Consider the following 19,479-nt stretch of genomic DNA (forward strand, 5'->3'; position numbering starts at 1 on the left):
AAGGTGCAAAGATATGATGTTTAACAAAGAAAAAAACATCATCTTTTATATCAGTAGATTGTTAGCTTAATTTTAACATAAATTTAAGTCAATATTTTCTACCTCAAAGCTTGAAATTTACTTAGAATTACTTTCATAATCATAAACAAAGGAGTAATCTCCATGATGGAGAAACAATTCATCGAAATAATATTCCCACATCTCAACATTATCGATCGTTGGAAATTCTCCTTTTTTAGAAGAAGCCACCATTAAAGATGATACATATGGAGTTCCACTTATTAAATGTCTACTTCGGTGGTCGTAAGCACTTGGTGGTTGACATAGTAAATGATATAATTCGTGGGAAATTAATTGTAATGAAAGATGGTCGTGATTGATCTTCACAGAAGATGGATTTACTTTGATTATACCGTTGGAAAAAGTAGTTGCATTGACATGGTCTGCTAATTCTGGACCCCATTTAATATTCACTTTTCCAGAACGAAATGTCATGTCACGTTTTTCTGCTTCATCGATGAACCGTAAGATATGATCATGAAATATTTCACCTAATTCTTCGTCCTGATAGGTGATTTTTAGATTATCGGGTTCTACTTCCCAGTTAATTATTGAACATGAAGATAATAAAAATAGGATGTATAAGCAGGTTAACGAAAATATGCGGGTCATAAATAATTGAGTATAGGTGTTAATCTAATTTACAAATATTATTTATTAATTGAAATCATTATTTAAGCTCTCCCTGTTTTTTTTGTTATTTCGATTTGGAAAAACTAAATTCAACCAACTTAATACTTCGTTAATTTTATAGACACGACATTCTAATGGATGAATTTTCTAGGAATGCTCAACAATTGTGTGAGCTCTACGGAATTACCTCAAAAGACACTGAATATATTCAAAGACTTAAACCAATAGCCATGAAAGCGCTACCGCAAATGGTAGAAAGTTGGTATAAGTGGCTAAGGTCTACTCCTGAATTTTATGAATATTTTTCGGATCCTTCTACTCTAGAACGCGTTCAGAAGATGCAATTTGGGTTTTGGGAACAATTCTTTGATGCTCAAATTGATGGTGGGTATATTGAATCAAGACGCAAGGTTGGTGAGGTACATGCACGTATAGGATTATCTCAAGAGATTTATCTTGCTGGAGTTGATCATTTTCTTTCTTTATTTGTGGAAATGCTTCTTAAGGTGAAAGATTGGTCGGCTGAAGATATTAATGAAGCTAGAAGAGGTTTGAACAAAATGGTGCATATGGATATGACTATTATTGTTCAGAGTTACGAAAGTATAGTCAATCAAAAAATTACTGCTCAAAGTAAGACATTGATGGCCATGTCAACGCCAGTAACTCAAATCTGGGAGGGATTACTTTTATTACCTGTCGTTGGATTAATCGATTCAAGAAGAGCTCAAGATATCATGGATAACACCCTAACACAGATATCTACCCATCATGCTCAATCTTTTATTTTAGATATTTCTGGTGTGGCTGTAGTGGATACTGCGGTAGCTAATCACCTTATTAAGATCACAAAAGCAACTAAACTAATGGGTTGTGAGTGTATCATATCAGGCTTATCACCTGCTGTTGCTCAAACTATCGTTGAATTAGGTATTGATGTAGGAACGATTAAAACTACCGCAAACCTACGTTCGGCTATAGAAATTGCTTTCGATAAATTAAATATGAAAATTATCAAGCAATAGATGGAGAATTGGATTAAATCGAGTATTCCTTTACAGTTACATAAAGGTTGTATTATTGCCTCTTTTCAATTAGACCTTGAAGAAGAACAACTTAAATTGTTTCGTCAAGAATTATTGAATTTTGTGGTGAAACACAATAAGATTAGAGGTATTATCTTCGATTTATCGGGATTAGAAATTATTGACCTGATCGATTTTAATCGTATTAGAAGTATTATTGATATGATTAAATTGACGGGTTATCAAACTATTATTTCTGGCTTAAAACCCTCTGTGGTTTCTTCCCTTATCTTATTAGATGCTGACATCGATGGACTTAATGCAGTATTAAGTCTTGATGAAGCTTTCTTAATGGTTGATCAAATGTTGAAGTAAAATGAGAATTAGTATTCAAAAAGAAACCGATATTCACTATGCTCAACATGAGGTACTTGATTTTGCCAAATCACTTGGTTTTAATCAACTGGACTGTCATAAAATATCCATTATTATTTCAGAACTAGCTCAGAATATCATTAAATACGTGGGGAAAGGCTTTGTGAAATTTTCTCATAGAAGAATGCTGCATAGAGAAGGGATTCTGATAGAAGCAATTGATAATGGAAAAGGAATATTTGATCTAGAAACTGCACTAACCGATAATTTTTCGACTGGCGGAACACTTGGATTGGGACTACCAGGAATTAAAAGAATTGCTGATATTTTTGAGATAGATTCAATACCTGATCAAGGTACACATGTAAAAGTAACATATTGGATAAAATACAAAAAATAGAGATTGCGGGTTACACTCGTCCTATCACAGGGGAGTTCGTGAATGGAGATGCTTTTTTTATCCATCAAGAAGACGATTATACCTTTTTTGCGGTTATTGATGGTATTGGACATGGACAAGTGGCTCATCAAATAGCGAGCAAACTGACGAAATATATCAAAGAAAGGGTACAGAAAGACATTGCTCATTTAATGTCGGAAGCACATTATTTTATGAAGGGTTCCGAAGGGGCTGCTTTAGGGCTTGGGATCATCGAAAATAATGAAATTAGTTTCTGTACGATTGGTAATATCAATGCTAGAATCATAAATCAACAAAATAATAATATAGCGTTATTATCTACAGATGGATTGATTGGAGTACGAAAAAGAACTCCTCGTGTTGATGTACGAAAAATTCAAACAGGCGACCTAATTCTAATTCATAGTGATGGAGTGAATAGTTCTAATTCATTTCATAGCAAAGTCAACTATCATTTGTTTACTTGTGAAATACTATCTAGAAAATTAGTAAAAGAGTGGGGATCAGAATTTGATGATGCTACAATGTTATGTATTAAAATAAAATAAATGAGTTTATTTGAAACAAAAATATTGGGTAGTGAAAAGGAGATTATCTATTTCCGTAAAAAGGTATATAATGTGGCCTTTTTAATGATGGGAAATGCAGGTAACTCTAATAAAATTGCTAGTTTTTTATCTTCTTATCTAAGAATGTTGCAACAACATTTTCCACTGCTCATTCTAACGATTGATTATGAACATATTAAATCAAATAATCTTTCTACTTTCAAGATTGGTATTTCTAGTTCCTTAGGTGATCCCATTTTTCCTCCTCCAATTATTAAATCTCACTTATTTCATATAGATGTTTTTGATACCAAAATGGTCATGACCATAAAAAGAAATTTTGATACTAAAAACCTATATAAAGCTGTAGAATTTTATAATGAAAAAAGTAGAGACGAACTTTTAGATGAACTAAAGGTAAAGAACGATGACCTTAAAGAGTCTTATGAAAATCTAAAAAAGGCCAAAAACGATAAAGCAAGAATGGAAAGTGAATTATCTGTAGGTAGAAATATACAGATGAGTATGCTTCCTAAAAACTTCTTTCAAAATGACCATATTTCATTATTTGCCGATCTAATTCCTGCAAGAGAAGTGGGTGGTGATTTTTATGATTTTCAGCTCATTAATAATCGCTATTTATACATCGTTATCGGGGATGTTTCGGATAAAGGAGTTCCGGCCGCCTTGCTTATGGCCATGACAAAATCACTTCTAAAAAGTGCGGCACAAACGGAAATATCAACGGCGGCAATTATGAGTCATGTCAACAATCAAATTGTTGAGGAGAACAAGAACAATATGTTTGTCACCGTCTTTATGGGCATGTTGGATGTTTGTACAGGTAAACTCACCTACACCAATGCAGGTCATAATCCATCGTTTATTCGAAGTGGTCAAAATCTAGAAGTATTAAAAGAAATACATGGGCCCATTATAGGTGTCATGAAAGGTCTGGATTATAAAGAACGCACCGTTCAGTTACAGGAAAATGATGTAGTGTATGCTTATACTGATGGTGTTCCTGAGGCAAGAAACAGAGACAAAGTATTTTTTACTGATCAAAAATTACAAGATTTTGTGAAGAATACTACTATAACTTCTATGAAACAATTGGTCGAAGATACCATTCATGAAGTGAGAATTTTTGAAGATGGATTCGAACAAGCTGATGATATAACAGTGCTCTGTTTAAAATTTAAGAAAAAAACTACTCCCTTATTTACCACTGAATTAAAACCCAATTTTGATCAAAAAAACAAGTTAAATGAACAACTTCAGGTGTTTTTTGATCAAAATGAATTGGATGAAACTATACAGAAAAAACTATTTATCGTTTTTGATGAAGTGATAAGTAATCAAATAAAATATGGATTTGAGGGTATTGAAATACCTAAAATTCATCTATATTTAGAAATCAAAGACAAAGAATTAAGCATATCAGTTAAAGACAACGGCATTGCTTTTAATCCATTTCTACAAGAAACGCCAAACACGACATCAATATTAGAAGAACGTGAAAGTGGAGGACTTGGCATTCATATTGTCAAACAATTAATGGATTCATACAATTATCATAGAGAGGATGATAAGAACATCATCCAACTTAACAAAATACTATAAACAGATGAATATTAGCAAAGAAGTTATACAGGAATATAATGTAATTAATGTAGAAGGATTTATTGATGCGAGCAATTCTTCAGAATTAGAAGAAAGCATCAGAAATCTAATAGAAAAGGGTAGTGATAAGATTATTCTTAATCTAGAAAAGGTAACGTATATGAGTAGTTCGGGATTAAGAGTATTTCTAATGGGTTCTAAAGAACTTCAAGCAATTGAAGGTCAGTTTAGAGTGTGTAATGCTAATGAAGTAGTGATGGAGATTTTAACGATATCAGGGTTTAATATGATCGTTGATATACGAGATACATTAGAAGAAGCTTTAGCTTAGTCTACTTCTAATAAGATAATATCGAAATCTTCTGGAATGTCTTCTTTGGTGACCCTTTTATATTCCATAGTGTCATACTCCATAAGCATCTGAACATCTTCTGCCTGCAGATCTACAGTCATGTTTTTTTGTTCTCTTCGAACAATATTTAAGTACATTACGGCTACAATTGTTACCCACATACCTATAAAGAAGTACATAAATATAAGTAGCATTTTGTTAGTGTTCATGTAGTAAAGTAGGTAAATTTGAGATCTATATTTTATTCGTTAATAGATAGTTCTTTCCTTTGTCGTATCCTAATTCCATCATTTTTTGCCAAACGTATAGCGTCATGAAGCTATCCGATAGTGAATTATGAGAATTGTCTAATAAGATCTTATCTTCCAAAGACTGCATATCAGAAAAGTGGTTAAAAGCAGTTGATAAACGTTGCCAACGGTAATCGTTGTATTTTTCGTGCCACTCTTTCACAATTTCTGTAGAAAATACTTTCATGGCACAGAATACCCCTTTTGCGTTGGTTAAGTCTACAAAATTTAGATCGAAAGCCGCGTTGTAAAGAATTACATTTTTATCCTCTACAATATCGTTAATCATATCCTGCATTGCGAAATCGTATGTCGGTGCATCCTCTACCATTTCAGGCGTTATGCCATTGACACTCATTGCTTCAGGCCAAGATCTTCTATATTTTGGTTTTAAATAAGTATTCAGAAGTACTTCCTTATCACTGTTGATAATGCTTATTTGTAAAGCTTCATCTACACCAGCGTCTAAGCCCGTAGTTTCTGTATCTAAAACTAAAAAATCAGAAGTAATTTGCTTTTCCATCTAAAAAATTTACAAGCGCTTAAAAAACTATCACTACACAATTTAGAAAAATATTTAATTAAATTATTCTAAAAGTAAAAGTTCAATGAAAAAATTATTTCCATTGAACTTTTTAAAGTGAAAAGTAATGTCTTTTCTATAAGATAAGAATGTTCTATCTACAGACAATTTTAGATTTCTTGAAGCTCGTTAATGATCTCTTCACCTGTTAAATAAGGAAGAGTATAACACTTCGAATCTTGATGATCGTTCAAGAATGAATTAAACAGTTCTTTTTGTTGATTCACCTTAGCTTGTAGTAGGGAATTTTTGACTTCCAGGTTAGAAATCATTTCCTGATTAAAAACCCAAGCATAAGGAGTAATCCCTGCTCTATTTAAATCCTCTTCTAAACTTTGCGCCTCTCTAATTGGAGTAGTTTCCAATATAGATATGACCAAAACTTTAGTTAGATCAGGGTTTTGAATCATTTTATATGGAGTCATCAGCTTGCTATCATCAATTTTGCTTTGCTGTTTTACTTGTTTATGATAGGCCCCTGTGGTGTCTAACAATAACAATGTATGTCCGGTTGGAGCGGTATCCACAATTACAAACTTTCTTCTAGCATGTCTAATCACATTAGCAAAGGCATGAAATACCGCCACCTCTTCAGTACAAGGTGATTGTAAATCTTCTAGAATCAGTTTCTTTTGCTCTTCTGTTTTACCCTGCCCCTTTTTTTCCATTGCTTTTGCAATGTACTTTTCGGTTTCTGCTTTAGGATCTATTCTTTCGACTGTTAAGGTAGAAGGCAGTTCTGTTAACTGTCCTGTATAGTTAGTAATATGAGCAGCCGGGTCAGTTGTCGTTAAAATTACCTCATTCCCTCTATTCGCTAAAGCTATTGCAATAGATGAAGCTGTAAATGTTTTACCAACACCACCTTTACCCATCGTTAATATCAAACCATTTTTATCTGCCTCGATGTTATCAAGCAGTTGATTAAATTGATAAGCACTTAAATCAATGGCTTCATTTTGAGGTGCTGAAATGGATTGATTGATAATCTGTGGTATCAATTTTTTATCAAACACAGAAGATAATTTCTGTAGACCCAACACATTGTAAGGGAGCATTCCAAACTTAGTTTGTGACAAACCCTTTAAGTGTTCAGGCATTTCTTCTAATGCTTTATCACTTTTTGATTGTATCACCTGAGCTAACGTGTCGTCTGAAATATCTTCTTGAAGTAGTGCGTTAATGTAAAGATGTTGATTACTTAAACCTAACTCTTTCAATTCTAAAGAAGAACGGTTGGCTTCTTGTAAGGAAGCTTCATCACCTCTTGCCACCAAAATGAAGGTAGTCAATGTTGGGTCCTGTAACTTTTGGATGACTTCTTTATATCTTTTCTGATTGCTCTTTAATGAAGACGATGGGCCTATGCAAGTCGCCCCTTCATTATGATCTAAGAAATTACTCCAAGCTTCAGGTAACTCTAGTAAACGTAAAGTATGTCCTGTAGGTGCAGTATCAAACACAATATGATCGTAATCTGCTACTTCAGGTGCACCGGAAATATATCTAGTAAACTCATCAAACGAAGCAATTTCTACAGTACACGCACCCGATAATTGTTCTCTTACTTTGTTTTTATAGGCAGGTGTGGCCAACATGCCCAAAGAAGAAACAGCTCTTTCTTTATAATTATGTCCAGCTGCTTCAGGATCAATATTGATTGCATTTAATTGATGAAGTTCTGGATGTACATGTACTTTGTCGGTCACTTGCATTTCCAAAACATCAGATAAATTTGATGCAGGATCCGTACTAATTAATAATACTTTTTTTCCTTCAACGGCTAACTTCACTGCAGTAGCTGAAGCTAAAGTAGTTTTACCAACGCCTCCTTTCCCTGTGAAAAAAATGTATCTGCTCATGTGTTTTTATATATAATGAGAGGTGGATACAATAGCCTAAAGATTAAATTTCCAGCAATTGTATCCACCTCTCTTTTATTATTTTGTATAGTATTTCTTTCTAAACCAAAAGGCGAGATTTACCAAAGCAATCAGTGCAGGAACCTCTACTAATGGTCCTATCACTCCTGTAAATGCTTGCCCAGAGTTAATGCCAAATACACCAATCGCTACGGCAATCGCTAACTCGAAATTATTACCTGTTGCTGTAAACGCAATGGAAACATCTTTTTCGTAATCAGCACCAAAATATTTACCTAAGAACATACTTACCACAAACATCACTGTAAAGTAGATGACTAATGGAACAGCAATTCTTAATACATCCAATGGCAACTCAACAATTTTTTGTCCTTTTAAACTGAACATCAATACAATTGTTGACAATAAAGCAATTAAAGTAATTGGGGAGATTTTTGGTACAAAAACAGTTTCATACCACTCTTTACCTTTTACGTTCACTAGGATTTTTCTACTTAAAAATCCAGCCATAAATGGAATCCCAAGATAGATAAATACGCTTTCGGCAATTTGCCCCATAGTGATATCTACCGCTAGTCCTTCAAACCCAAAATAAGGAGGAAGAATAGTGATAAAAACATAAGCGTACACGCTATAGAATAATACTTGGAAAATACTGTTTAAGGCAATCAAACCTGCCGCATATTCTGATGATCCATCAGCAAGATCATTCCAAACAACTACCATCGCAATACATCTAGCCAAGCCAATTAAAATAAGGCCTGTCATGTATTCTGGGTAATCGTGCAAGAAAATAATAGCAAGGGCAAACATCAAAATTGGACCAACAATCCAGTTTAATACTAAAGAAAGTGAAAGTACTTTTACATTCGAAAATACTTTACCCATCTCTTCGTATTTCACTTTTGCCAATGGAGGATACATCATCAAAATTAACCCAATGGCCAAAGGAATATTGGTCGTTCCTACAGACATGTCGTTAATTTTGTCGGCAACGGATGGAGAAAAATATCCAATTCCAACTCCAATAGCCATGGCAATAAAAATCCAAAGCGTTAAATAACTATCTAAAAAAGATAACTTCTTAGGTTGCTTTTGCGGACAAACCGCTGCTGTATCTTTAGTTAAATCTGACATCTTAAATTAGTGAAAAGGCGTACATTAATTCCCTAGCAATCTGACGACAACGTTCATCGTATTTTTCTTCCTGAATAGAAGTTCCATCAAAGGCTTTTGGATCCTCGAATGGTAACGAAATACGAGTAGCTCCAGGGATAAACGGACAGTTTGCATCCGCATGTCCACACGTCATTACTGCTGCAAAATTAGATTGTGGGTTAAATACATGATCGTATGTTTTAGAGAAACCAATAATTGCAGGTTGGTTCTCATCATATTTAATTGCATATACAGGATTGTCTTCGTTAGACAATTTTTGGATCTTCAAACCAGCTCTTTCCAATGCATTAGCTGCTGATGGAAATAATGCCGTTGCTTCTGTCCCTCCAGAATAAGCAAATACATTTTTAAATCCGTAATAATGTGCTGCAACTTGAGTCCAAACCTGAGAAAGATGAGACCTTCTTGAGTTATGAGTACAGATTAAAATCAAATTTGCTATTCCATCTTTAGCTAAAGAGTCTTTTACGAAATTGGCAACCACTTGAAGCATTTCTTTTCTTTCTTGTTCGATTAATCCAAACTCACCCTCAAGGGTACTGATATAATCTTTTAACTCTACTACTGCGTTTTCCATTTTGAATTATGATTTGATTAACAACACTTTTTAGGAGATAACTGATTTAAATTTGATGAGAAAAACAGACTCACTTTCTCCCACAGTTCCTCGTTTACACAATAACTTACATTATTACCAGAGATTGACCCTTTGATAAGACCCACTCTCTTTAATTCATTTAAGTGTCTTGAAACTGTAGATTGTGCCAAAGGTAGCACCCCTACTAAATCTCCATTAATACATTGTGGCGCATTAATAAGATGAAGCAAAATACTTAGTCTTGCCGGATGCCCTAAAACCTTTAGGATATCTGACATTTCTGTTACTTCTGTGTCGAAACCTTCTGTTTTTGTTATTCCCATATCGCAATATTGCGATATATAAATGTTATTATCAAAAAATAGAGATTATTTATGAAAGAATTTTACAATCATTTGCTTTAAAAAGCAGAAAATGAGGTGAAATCAAATGCTATTTGTATAATAAAAAAACAAAGTCCATCCCCAAAGAGGATGGACTTTACTGCTCTATTCATTAAAATATAAATTACGAAAATATATTTTCTTAGTTGCTGTTGCTAGATGGGATTAAAACATCACCTAGAACGTGAATTACACCATTTGATGCTTCAACATTAGCAATTTGAACCATAACACCATCGATGTATACACTTTCACCCATGACTGTTACAGTTAACATTGTTCCTGCTAATGTTTCAATCATTTGACCATCTGATAAATCAGTTGATAAAGCTTTAGTTGCTACAACGTGGTGTGCTAAAACGTTTGCTAATTCTTCAGTAGATAAACCTTCTACTGTATCAGCAATCTTAGCGAAAGCATCGTCTGTTGGAGCAAATACTGTGTATTCACCACCGTCCATGTTGAAAGTTGATGTTAAATCAGTTGCATCAAGTGCTCCCAATAGAGTAGTGAAGCTACCGTTAGCTTTTGCTACATCAACAATTGTATTTGGTAATAACACTTCATCGATAACGTGAATAACACCATTTGAAGCTTCAACATCTGTTGCTACAATGTCTACACCATTTATTGTTGCTCCACCCATTAGTGATACTGTTAATTTTGTACCAGCAAGTGTTGTTACCATTGCACCTTCTGATAAATCACCTTCCATAATTTTAGATGGAACTACATGGTGTGCTAAAATTCTTGCAATTTCTTCAGTTGTTAGCGTTGGAAGAACATCTGAGATTGCAGCGAAAGCGGCATCGTTTGGAGCGAATACTGTGTACGCTTCATCACCATCGAAGTTGAATAAGTCCGTTAACTCAGTATCTGATAATGCCCCTAATAGCGAAGTAAAGCTACCTGCGTCACGAGCTACATCAACAATTGTATTTGGTAATAAGACTGTTCCTACTACGTGAATTACACCATTTACTGTTTCGATATCAGCAGCTACTACATTACCTCCACCAACTGTTACACCATTTGCTAATGATACTGGTAATTTTGTGTTTGCTAAAGTAGGAATCATTTGACCTTCAGAAAGTGACGATGATAAAGCTACTGTTCCAACCACGTGATGCTTAAGGATTCTTGCAAGATCCATATTATCGATTGCTGATAAATCTGTGATACCTGCAGCTTCGAAAGCAGCATTTGTTGGTGCAAATACTGTAAATTCGCCATCGCTGTCTGTGAATGGTGCTACCAAATCAGCTTGTGATAAAGCTGCTACTAATGTTGAGAAGTCAGGGTTACTTATGGCAACTTGTGCAATTGTTAAAGCCTTTGTTGTTACCATAACATCTGATAACACGTGAATTACACCATTGCTTGCCTCAATATCAACAGCTGATACTTGGGCGCCACCAACAGTCACAACACCATCAGTGATGTCCACTTCTAGCATTGTTCCTGCTAGTGTCTCAACCATTTGCCCATCAGACAGGTCTGATGAAAATACTCGACCTGCAACTACGTGATGCTTTAGTAATACATCAAGACCTTCAGCTGAAATGTCATCAAAACTAGAGATACCGTTGTTGGCACTCAATAAGTTAGCAAATGCACCATCAGTTGGAGCAAATACTGTATAGTCACCTGGACTATCAAATGTCTCTACTAGATTAGCAGCTTGCAATGCAGTTACTAGAGAAGTGAAATCTTCTGAAGATGTTGCAATTCCTGCAATTGTTCCTACCTCAGCTACCGGATCATCATCGTCTGCTGGTAGGTTTGTTACATTGTTGTCATCGTCGTCTGAACATGCTGTGAATAGACCGAAAAGACCTAGTAGTAATAGAATTTTAAATAAGTTAATAGTTCTCATTCTGTAATTATGTTTATGGTTGAAAATCTGAACACTATAAGTTTGTGTTAAGATATTTTGTTTAAACAAATTTCAGATTCGTTAAACAAAAAGTTCGAATCTCTTAGAATAGTGCAAAACAATTCTAAGTAACATTAAACACTCAGCAGGTGAGACTATTATTTTTACAATGAAATTTTTTTTGATTTTTTTATATACGCTTTGTTTGATAACAAACTTTGTTTAAACAAAATACTATTTTTGTTAAAAAATAAGCTCCTTTGTTTAACTTTTAATTCTATCATCATGAACAAAACTTCTAAATAATGGGCTTTTGATTAATTGGGTAATTTATTTTTCCATAAAATGTTCTTTGTTTGACAATTAGGGCATTCAAAAAATCCATTCTGTTGATCAATTGGATCTAGAAATAAATCTTCTCCACAATCTAGACAAAATACTTTTTCATTTCCAACTACCAATGTTTTCGCCACAATGTCTCCAACTCTTTGATGACGGGGAGTATTTTTTACAACAAAAAAAGCTACTATGCCATACATAAATAAGTCAATCAGATCAAGGCATCTTCTTTTAAAAGCTTGGGACATAGTAATGTCTTTCCCTCTTCTATCAATCACTTTTAAGCCAACCGCTAAATGACCTAATGTTTTTCCAAATAAACCTTCCATAATAGGAAAGTATATCAACCATACTAAAAATACAGGAAGAGAAGCTGTACCACTTACTTTAAAGGATCCGTCATCAGATAATTCTCCAAAGGTTTTGACATAAAAGATGAAAAATATAAAGTATAAACCATAATCTATAATAGTGGCAATTGTCCTTTTTAGAAGATGAGGTTCAGTCTGAATATTGTTTGCGTTAAGTTTTATCATAATACAAAAATAGGCATTAAATCTTTTTCGAAGAAGAACACAATACCTATTTTATTCTGATAAACTATTTTTTATTGATGATAGCAGCATACCCACCTCCTTTCACCATCTTAATTGTCAGTTGACTATTAGATTTCACATCCTTAGATAGTATTTGATAATCTTCTGCAAAATGTGCTGCGTTGATACCATCTTGGAAGATATTCACTTCATAATTTCCTTCTCCTAAGAATGATAGATCAATAGTCATTTCTCTTTCTTCATTATTCGTAAGACCACCGATAAACCATTGGTCGCCATTTTTTCTAGCCATAATCAAGTATTCTCCCACTTTGGCAGAGATTACTTTAGTATCCTCCCATGTAACAGGTATTTGAGCTAAGAAAGAAGTGGTCTCATGTTCTTTCTTGTAATTCGAAGGTGAATCCGCTAACATTTGGATACCTGATTCATAAATCACAAATAATGCTACTTGATGCGCTCTAGTTCCTTGGCTACCAGGACGAGTCCAATTCGGCACAAATTCTTCTTGATGATAGTTTCTCATCGCACCAGGTGTATAATCCATCGGACCGCAAACCATTCTGATGAAAGGAATCGTCACATCATGTTCTGGAGTGACAGTATTGCTCCACTTATCGTTTTCAAGGCCATGCACCCCTTCGTAAGAAACAACATTCGGATATTTTCTATGAAGACCTACAGGTTTATATGCACCATGGAAATCCACCAAAAGCTCTCTTTCCGCACATAGACGAGCTATTTTATCGTAAAAGTCGACCATCAGTTGATCTGCTCTATCCATAAAATCTACTTTAACACCTTTGACACCCCACTTCTGAAAGTTATCTAAAACAAACAATTGTTCGTCTAAGGTTTTCCAAGTGGCCCAAAGGATGATACCGACTTTCTTTTCATTTCCATATCGGATCAACTCAAATAGATCAAGTTCTGTGTTAGGTTTACTCAAATCTTTTGTTGAGAACGACCAACCTTCATCTAATATGATATACTCTAAACCATATTCAGCTGCAAAATCAATATAATATTTATACGATTCAGTGTTAAACCCTGCTTTAAAATCCACACCATACAAATTAGATGCATTCCACCATTCCCAAGAAACTCTTCCCGGTTTGATCCATTCTGTATCTTCCAAAACGTTTTTAGAAGCTAAGGTGAACGCTAAATTTGACGCCACAAGATCTGCATCATCTTCCGTGATAATCATTATTCTCCATGGAAATGAACGTTTGCCTTTTGTAAGTGCTACATAATCTGCCGTTTTTATGACTTTACTCTGACGATCCCCTATCCTTTCCACATCCAATGGGTAATTAGGAAAAGTAGATCTTAACTGATGATTCTTTCCTTTAGTAAAGAACATATGAGGATAATCTTCAATATCAGACTCTGTCATCAAAATTTTATTCTCTTCCTTATTTTGTAACAACAAAGGCATATACGTATTTATCCCTACACTTATTGAATCAACATTTATTTTCTTGTATGGAATTTCGAAACTACTTGAATATCCCTTTAGCAGCGATGCCCACATCTCCGTTTCCTTAAAGAAGGTGATGTCGAATTTTTCATTTACTTCTACTTCATTTTTTTCGTTGGTGATATAACGGTAAGCGATGCCATCATCATATGCTCTAAATTCTACCTTTGTTCTGCCGAAGGATAATATCACTTGATTATAGACATCATCAATGATAGCTTCTTTAAAAGGTACAACTGGAAGTACTTTATTATCAAAATGATTTTGTTTAGAGACTTTCATTTTCCTTCCTTTTAGTAAAGAAGTATTATTAAACATCAAATCAATTTCTCCTTTTTGAATTACCCCTTTGTTATTAGAAGTAACACTAAATGAAACCACATCTTTTGATTGATTGAATGTGACTTTTATATTTTGATTAGGCGATTTTAGTTCTTGTGCCACAATTAAAGATGTGGTAAAGAGTAGTATTAAAGTGAATATTCTTTTCATTTCTGTAATTGTTAATTTCGTTTTATTGGCTTTTCTAGATATCTAGTTTTATGATTATCATTACTAAATAGAATATAAATATGATAACGTGCAATAATTTTCCGTTTCCTCCAATCGAACGAATGTTAATAACCCTAGATCAGATTTATTCTCTTAAAACAAATTAAAATTGATGAACGAAACTTATTAATGTTTAATAATATTTACATTTTTAGATTGATTATGTATATTTAGATACAATCAAACTTTAACACTACCCGGTTACAACCTATATCAACATTATCGAGTCAAAATTATTGTATTAACCTGAATTATATGATCAAACAAATACTATACACGGTGATCTTCTTATCCTTTTTATTCTTTACGAGTTGTAGTGACTCCGAAGATGTTTCAAAAGAGATCATGCAGATTAAGAATTTATCAACTGATGTCGTTTCCATGTCTGAAACTTCTTCCTTCTTAGAAGTAGTTACTGATATTGATTATGTCGATTTCGGTTACCTAAGAATCGACATACATTCAAAAAATGATGATGGAAATATTTGGGATGTCACCCACATTTATCACGATGTCGACAATTATGCTTTCCATGGGCAGTTTAGTATTCCAGAGAATACTTTCGGAGAATATGAAGTGATCATTTATCTGGCAGATAAAGAAAATAATATCATTTCTGAATCGATTGACATTTTTATAGAGCCTTAATTTTAGAATAGTAATAGATTAAAATAGCCTTCTTTCGGAAAGGCTATTTTTTTTGATTTCCATTAGGGGTTTTCTAATCGATTTACACTATTGTAAGTGAAAGCAGATTATAAAAGAAGTTTTTCTTTACCCACAAGATTTAGATTTGATGAAGTTTTAGATATTAAGTGGTAAAAAAAGGAGCCTAATAGGTTCCTTTTTTATTATGTCTTCCACACCTTCCCTTTCGTAATCTTTTCATATACTTCCTGATATAAACCACGACTAATTCCCAACTGCTTCCCATTCACCTGCAGCATCTTTCCTTCTATGGCTTCTACATAATCGATATTGACAATAAATGATCGATGAATACGTAAAAATTGCTCTTTTGGAAGCTGTTCTTCTACTTGTTTCATAGAGAACAATGTCATATGTCTTTTATGGATGGTATGGATATAAATATAATCGACCGCCGCTTCTACATGAGTAATATCGGCTACTTGTATTTTTACTGTTTGATTATCTTCCTTGATAAAAAATGAGGTAAGATTTTCTTCTTCAATTGCATGTGATTGCCCCCATGTTTTATATGCTTTTGCGACTGCTTTAGAGAAACGTGGCAAAGTGATAGGTTTTAAAAGATAATCTGTTGCATTGAGTTCAAAACCATCCAAAGCAAATTCTCTATGTGCTGTTGTGAATATCACTATCGGTGGGTGATCGGCATGTTTCAACCAATCAATTCCTGTTAAGCCAGGCATTTCTATATCCAAAAATATTAGATCGACTTTCTGCTGCATAAGCACCTCATCTAGCTCAAATGTACTTTTGCATTTTCCGACCAGATTTAAATAGGGAATCTCTTTTACATATCCGGCAATGCCTTCTCTTGCAATCATCTCGTCGTCGATCACGACACAGTTCATTTTACTCATTTAGTTCTAGGGTTAAATTGACTTCAAACTCACTTTCATGTTCGGTTATCTCCAATTGATGCATCTGAGGATACAAGAGTTGTAATCGTTTTCTCACATTGGTCAACCCCAATCCTCCTACTTTTTTATTCGCCTTTGCTTCACCTTTGGTGTTGATCACATGCAACTTCAATTCGTTACCATTCAAACTGATATCGATATTGATTTTATATCCCTTCGAATGTGTACTGTGTTTGAATGCATTCTCAATAAAGGTCATCAACAACATTGGGGCAATACTCAGTTTTGAGGTTTCTTCCGGAAAGTTATAATTCAGTTCTAAGAAATCTTGATGTCGTATTTGCTCTATTTTGATATAGCTTTCCAAATACTCCAATTCCTCCTCCAACATCACTTTATCTTGGTTGGCTTTATACAGCTGATGACTTAAAGCATCAGATAATTGCACGACCAACTCCTTTGCTTTTTCCGGCTGAGAATCCATCAAAAAATAAATGGTATTTAGATTATTAAATAAAAAATGAGGTTGTAATTGAGATTTTAAAAGGTTTAATTCCGCTGCCATATTCTTGTTTTCCAACTCCTTCACATACCTTTCTTTTGCATACCAATTATGAAGTAGAAAAAGAGAAATTGATATAAAAAACAGACCAAATGTTTCGCTACTTGCTGTCCACCAACCGACTCTACCAGAGAAAAATGGCTCGATAGAGTTAATACATAATACCTTTGCATAAAAATAAAAAGCCGTTGAATACCGTATATTAATACACACTGTAAATAGGATACTCAACGCTAAAGTGTACATCAAAGGCTTTTTCTTAAATAGTAATCGAGGAATTAGTACATATAAATTGAAGTAAACAAACGGTACTAATGGTGAGGTGATGACAGAAAAGGTCCAAAAATTATTGATCAGTGCATCATTAAAAAGTAAATCACGATAACTTAAAAGAAAGATATAAATCGCCCAACATATTAAATGTATGGTGATATGAAGTAACTTACTTCGAACAGAAGGTTTGAATAGATTTAGTTTCATTATTCAATAGTGACAAAGAGTCCTAAAAACACAGATTGTTTACTCGATGGCAATCTTTCTGCTCTCACAGATCCGTCCACAGAGTAATCGTATCCATATACTTGATCAAAACCGAGTACATTAGAAAACGAAGCAAATACTACAGCAAAGTTCCCTAAAATAGTCGTATTATAATTTACCGCTACATCCAAATTGTGATAGTCTTTCGTTCTATCTGCAAGAAATATTTCACTATTTGGATTTTCATAAGTTCGTCCTGAAGCGTAAGAATAAGTTAGTCCAGGTTGAAGTCGTAATGATGGTATTTTAAAGTTAGCAATAATATTCACATTATGTTTGGATACGAATGTTGGTGTAGATAATTCCGGAAAATGTAGATAGTCTCTTTTGGAATCGACAAACGAATATGTCACCCAATAATCTAAAAAACCAATGCTTGTTTCATCCCTCCAGAATAGATCGATCCCTCTCGCAAAACCCTGTCCATCGTTGGTGATTTTTTCGTTATCGAATTTCAGTAATTGATCATAAGTTTTATAATACACTTCAGCTCTAAAAGTTCTTCCGAAGATTTCTCTCTTAAAGTTCATCAAATAGTGGTTGGATTTTTGAAAGTCTACATTGTTATTTCGAGACAGTAATTCAGGTTTTCCTTTCTGATAGAAAGATCCATAGCCTAATGTCAACTGATTAAATTCTCCCAACTCAAACAATAAAGATGATCGAGGTGCAAGATTGGTTTTCTTCAATAATGAGGAATATTCTCCTCTAGCGCCTACTCTTAAAGTTACCTTCGGAAGCATTGAATAGGTAAACTCCGAATAAACAGAGGTAAGGTGATCTTCCAACCAATTGTTCTGAATGTAATCTCTGTCGTTTCTGTATTCTGTACCAATTATAAAATCAATTTTCTTCCCCAAAGAATTAGAAAAAGTAGTTTTACCAATCACAGAGGAGCTGTTTTCCACATACTGAAAAGGTCCCACCTCTACATCGGCTTGTCGACTATTAATGGATAAACCGGCATGAATTCCCCAATTTCCTATCAGACTCCCTTTATAGGAATTATTGATGTACAAATCATTACCCGTTCTATAAAAGGGAAGTGGCGACTTTGGGTCTTCTGCATTAAACACATTTAACCCTACCTTACCATGACCAAATTGAGAATACATCTTATACATTCCTCCTTTTGTTTTATGACGAAAAGCGGCATTGGCATTTAGGGCTTCAGGCATTTTTAACCAATCAGTATTTTGAGGGGTAACCGAAAAATAGGGTACTAAATTATTATAGGTTAGCCCACCCATCAATGCTGTTTTTTCTTCCCAAACTTGGGTATGTGTGGCACCAACACCCGCAAAATGTATATTCGCCGATGAGCTTGTTTTCTCAGGAATCCCTTCGGTTTCCAACAATAAAATAGAGGAAAGCGACTGACCATATTCTGCAGAGTATCCTCCCGTAGAAAATGAGGTTCCTTTAAACATAAATGGATCAAATTTACCTCTCGAAGGCATGTTTGGTGTATCGCCTAAAAAGGGGTGTGTGGCTACTGTACCATCAATAATCGTTTGTGTTTCCGAGGCATCTCCACCCCTAACGAATAGCCCCGTTTGATCGCCTACTTTTGAGGTCCCCGGCATGGTTTGCAATGCTTGATATAAATCGCCATTGGCACTTGCATTCAAGACTACATCCATTCCTGTCATTTTTAATGCTGCCACCTCTTCCAACGATTTCTGTTTCTGAGCCACAATTTGTACCTCATCTAGTTCCGTACTTTTTGCTATCAAAGTGATGTTAAATTGGTATTTCCCCTCTACCAAAGGAATTTCCTTTTCTTTAAATCCCAACGCAGATATCATTAGAGCAGTAGAATTTACATTATCCACAGAAAATCGGAATTTTCCTTCTAAATCTGTCGATCCTCCCTCCAATTGTTCTTTTAAATAGACATTCGCAAAGGGAATCGGCGTCCCACTTTCGTCTTTTACTTCTCCAAAAAATAAAGACTGAGCAATACTTGATACGATAAGAAATAATTGGATAGCTAAAAAGAGAACTAATTTTTTCATGGTAATAGATAGTTAGAAAAGGGCCAACTTTTTT

The 19,479-nt window shown here is 34.3% G+C and carries 20 protein-coding genes; 7 read left to right on the forward strand and 13 right to left on the reverse strand.

Features of this window, described 5'->3' with window-relative positions; translation table 11 throughout:
• Positions 1–117: 117 nt before the first annotated feature.
• Entirely contained in the window at positions 118–672 is a 555-nt protein-coding gene (locus MY04_RS26795; RefSeq protein WP_066216163.1) for a hypothetical protein, read from the reverse strand.
• 155 nt (positions 673–827) lie between these two features.
• Here MY04_RS26795 and MY04_RS26800 point away from each other — a divergent pair, with 155 nt between their 5' ends.
• From MY04_RS26800 to MY04_RS26825, 6 genes are read left to right on the forward strand one after another with little or no spacing between them, the layout of a single operon-like run.
• On the forward strand, positions 828–1,718 hold the full coding sequence (locus MY04_RS26800; RefSeq protein ID WP_066216165.1) for a protoglobin domain-containing protein: 891 nt from the start codon (positions 828–830) through the stop codon (positions 1,716–1,718).
• Positions 1,719–2,093, forward strand: coding sequence for an STAS domain-containing protein (locus tag MY04_RS26805; RefSeq protein ID WP_066216167.1), 375 nt, complete (start codon positions 1,719–1,721; stop codon positions 2,091–2,093).
• Position 2,094: 1 nt separating this feature from the next.
• Positions 2,095–2,493 (forward strand): ATP-binding protein, encoded by a 399-nt coding sequence (locus MY04_RS26810; RefSeq protein ID WP_066216169.1) that lies wholly within the window; start codon positions 2,095–2,097, stop codon positions 2,491–2,493.
• Positions 2,472–3,062: a SpoIIE family protein phosphatase gene (locus tag MY04_RS26815; RefSeq protein ID WP_066216171.1), complete on the forward strand. Its 591-nt coding sequence runs from the start codon at positions 2,472–2,474 to the stop codon at positions 3,060–3,062. Before MY04_RS26810 ends, MY04_RS26815 begins: the two co-directional genes overlap by 22 nt.
• Positions 3,063–4,685: an ATP-binding SpoIIE family protein phosphatase gene (locus MY04_RS26820; protein WP_066216173.1), complete on the forward strand. Its 1,623-nt coding sequence runs from the start codon at positions 3,063–3,065 to the stop codon at positions 4,683–4,685.
• A 4-nt stretch (positions 4,686–4,689) separates the two neighbouring features.
• Complete coding sequence (locus tag MY04_RS26825) at positions 4,690–5,016, forward strand: STAS domain-containing protein (RefSeq protein WP_066216175.1); 327 nt, start codon at positions 4,690–4,692, stop codon at positions 5,014–5,016.
• On the opposite strand, the gene MY04_RS26830 is transcribed toward MY04_RS26825, so the two are convergent.
• From MY04_RS26830 to MY04_RS26870, 9 genes are all read right to left on the reverse strand, one after another.
• Complete coding sequence (locus tag MY04_RS26830; RefSeq protein ID WP_158297941.1) at positions 5,013–5,231, reverse strand: hypothetical protein; 219 nt, start codon at positions 5,229–5,231, stop codon at positions 5,013–5,015. The genes MY04_RS26825 and MY04_RS26830 overlap by 4 nt on opposite strands.
• Positions 5,232–5,271: 40 nt before the next feature.
• A complete protein-coding gene (locus MY04_RS26835) occupies positions 5,272–5,850 on the reverse strand; it encodes a 3'-5' exonuclease (protein WP_066216179.1) in 579 nt (192 codons plus the stop codon).
• A gap of 170 nt (positions 5,851–6,020) precedes the next feature.
• Positions 6,021–7,772 (reverse strand): TRC40/GET3/ArsA family transport-energizing ATPase, encoded by a 1,752-nt coding sequence (locus MY04_RS26840; RefSeq protein WP_066216181.1) that lies wholly within the window; start codon positions 7,770–7,772, stop codon positions 6,021–6,023.
• 78 nt (positions 7,773–7,850) lie between these two features.
• On the reverse strand, positions 7,851–8,930 hold the full coding sequence (gene arsB / locus MY04_RS26845; protein ID WP_066216184.1) for an ACR3 family arsenite efflux transporter: 1,080 nt from the start codon (positions 8,928–8,930) through the stop codon (positions 7,851–7,853).
• Position 8,931: 1 nt separating this feature from the next.
• A complete protein-coding gene (locus MY04_RS26850) occupies positions 8,932–9,549 on the reverse strand; it encodes a protein-tyrosine-phosphatase (RefSeq protein WP_066216187.1) in 618 nt (205 codons plus the stop codon).
• Positions 9,550–9,566: 17 nt separating this feature from the next.
• On the reverse strand, positions 9,567–9,893 hold the full coding sequence (locus MY04_RS26855; RefSeq protein WP_066216188.1) for an ArsR/SmtB family transcription factor: 327 nt from the start codon (positions 9,891–9,893) through the stop codon (positions 9,567–9,569).
• 202 nt (positions 9,894–10,095) lie between these two features.
• Positions 10,096–11,829: a fasciclin domain-containing protein gene (locus MY04_RS26860; RefSeq protein WP_066216190.1), complete on the reverse strand. Its 1,734-nt coding sequence runs from the start codon at positions 11,827–11,829 to the stop codon at positions 10,096–10,098.
• A 317-nt stretch (positions 11,830–12,146) separates the two neighbouring features.
• A complete protein-coding gene (locus MY04_RS26865) occupies positions 12,147–12,704 on the reverse strand; it encodes an RDD family protein (RefSeq protein ID WP_066216192.1) in 558 nt (185 codons plus the stop codon).
• Between the two features lie 64 nt (positions 12,705–12,768).
• Entirely contained in the window at positions 12,769–14,700 is a 1,932-nt protein-coding gene (locus MY04_RS26870; protein ID WP_066216194.1) for a glycoside hydrolase family 97 protein, read from the reverse strand.
• Between the two features lie 315 nt (positions 14,701–15,015).
• Between MY04_RS26870 and MY04_RS26875 the strand changes: the two genes are divergently transcribed.
• Positions 15,016–15,408 (forward strand): hypothetical protein, encoded by a 393-nt coding sequence (locus MY04_RS26875; protein ID WP_158297942.1) that lies wholly within the window; start codon positions 15,016–15,018, stop codon positions 15,406–15,408.
• A gap of 203 nt (positions 15,409–15,611) precedes the next feature.
• Here MY04_RS26875 and MY04_RS26880 read toward each other — a convergent pair whose 3' ends face one another.
• Genes MY04_RS26880 through MY04_RS26890 form a run of 3 tightly spaced genes read right to left on the reverse strand, consistent with a single transcriptional unit; the run spans position 15,612 to position 19,445 of the window.
• Entirely contained in the window at positions 15,612–16,325 is a 714-nt protein-coding gene (locus tag MY04_RS26880) for a LytR/AlgR family response regulator transcription factor (protein ID WP_066216198.1), read from the reverse strand.
• Complete coding sequence (locus MY04_RS26885; RefSeq protein ID WP_084006163.1) at positions 16,318–17,367, reverse strand: sensor histidine kinase; 1,050 nt, start codon at positions 17,365–17,367, stop codon at positions 16,318–16,320. The genes MY04_RS26880 and MY04_RS26885 overlap by 8 nt, the downstream gene beginning before the upstream one ends.
• The gene (locus MY04_RS26890) at positions 17,367–19,445 is read right to left on the reverse strand and encodes a TonB-dependent receptor (RefSeq protein WP_066216201.1); all 2,079 of its coding nucleotides are present in this window, start codon (positions 19,443–19,445) and stop codon (positions 17,367–17,369) included. The genes MY04_RS26885 and MY04_RS26890 overlap by 1 nt, the downstream gene beginning before the upstream one ends.
• Positions 19,446–19,479 lie beyond the last annotated feature (34 nt).

The sequence above is a fragment of the Flammeovirga sp. MY04 genome (genome assembly GCF_001682195.2).
GTDB lineage: Bacteria > Bacteroidota > Bacteroidia > Cytophagales > Flammeovirgaceae > Flammeovirga > Flammeovirga yaeyamensis.

Bases quoted from the DNA above. Each gene is read 5' to 3' on its own strand.
- MY04_RS26795 (WP_066216163.1), bottom strand. From the start codon at position 672: ATGACCCGCATATTTTCGTTAACCTGCTTATACATCCTATTTTTATTA.
- MY04_RS26800 (WP_066216165.1), top strand. From the start codon at position 828: ATGGATGAATTTTCTAGGAATGCTCAACAATTGTGTGAGCTCTACGGA.
- MY04_RS26805 (WP_066216167.1), top strand. From the start codon at position 1,719: ATGGAGAATTGGATTAAATCGAGTATTCCTTTACAGTTACATAAAGGT.
- MY04_RS26810 (WP_066216169.1), top strand. From the start codon at position 2,095: ATGAGAATTAGTATTCAAAAAGAAACCGATATTCACTATGCTCAACAT.
- MY04_RS26820 (WP_066216173.1), top strand. From the start codon at position 3,063: ATGAGTTTATTTGAAACAAAAATATTGGGTAGTGAAAAGGAGATTATC.
- MY04_RS26825 (WP_066216175.1), top strand. From the start codon at position 4,690: ATGAATATTAGCAAAGAAGTTATACAGGAATATAATGTAATTAATGTA.
- MY04_RS26830 (WP_158297941.1), bottom strand. From the start codon at position 5,231: ATGCTACTTATATTTATGTACTTCTTTATAGGTATGTGGGTAACAATT.
- MY04_RS26835 (WP_066216179.1), bottom strand. From the start codon at position 5,850: ATGGAAAAGCAAATTACTTCTGATTTTTTAGTTTTAGATACAGAAACT.
- MY04_RS26840 (WP_066216181.1), bottom strand. From the start codon at position 7,772: ATGAGCAGATACATTTTTTTCACAGGGAAAGGAGGCGTTGGTAAAACT.
- arsB (WP_066216184.1), bottom strand. From the start codon at position 8,930: ATGTCAGATTTAACTAAAGATACAGCAGCGGTTTGTCCGCAAAAGCAA.
- MY04_RS26850 (WP_066216187.1), bottom strand. From the start codon at position 9,549: ATGGAAAACGCAGTAGTAGAGTTAAAAGATTATATCAGTACCCTTGAG.
- MY04_RS26855 (WP_066216188.1), bottom strand. From the start codon at position 9,893: ATGGGAATAACAAAAACAGAAGGTTTCGACACAGAAGTAACAGAAATG.
- MY04_RS26860 (WP_066216190.1), bottom strand. From the start codon at position 11,829: ATGAGAACTATTAACTTATTTAAAATTCTATTACTACTAGGTCTTTTC.
- MY04_RS26865 (WP_066216192.1), bottom strand. From the start codon at position 12,704: ATGATAAAACTTAACGCAAACAATATTCAGACTGAACCTCATCTTCTA.
- MY04_RS26870 (WP_066216194.1), bottom strand. From the start codon at position 14,700: ATGAAAAGAATATTCACTTTAATACTACTCTTTACCACATCTTTAATT.
- MY04_RS26875 (WP_158297942.1), top strand. From the start codon at position 15,016: ATGATCAAACAAATACTATACACGGTGATCTTCTTATCCTTTTTATTC.
- MY04_RS26880 (WP_066216198.1), bottom strand. From the start codon at position 16,325: ATGAGTAAAATGAACTGTGTCGTGATCGACGACGAGATGATTGCAAGA.
- MY04_RS26885 (WP_084006163.1), bottom strand. From the start codon at position 17,367: ATGAAACTAAATCTATTCAAACCTTCTGTTCGAAGTAAGTTACTTCAT.
- MY04_RS26890 (WP_066216201.1), bottom strand. From the start codon at position 19,445: ATGAAAAAATTAGTTCTCTTTTTAGCTATCCAATTATTTCTTATCGTA.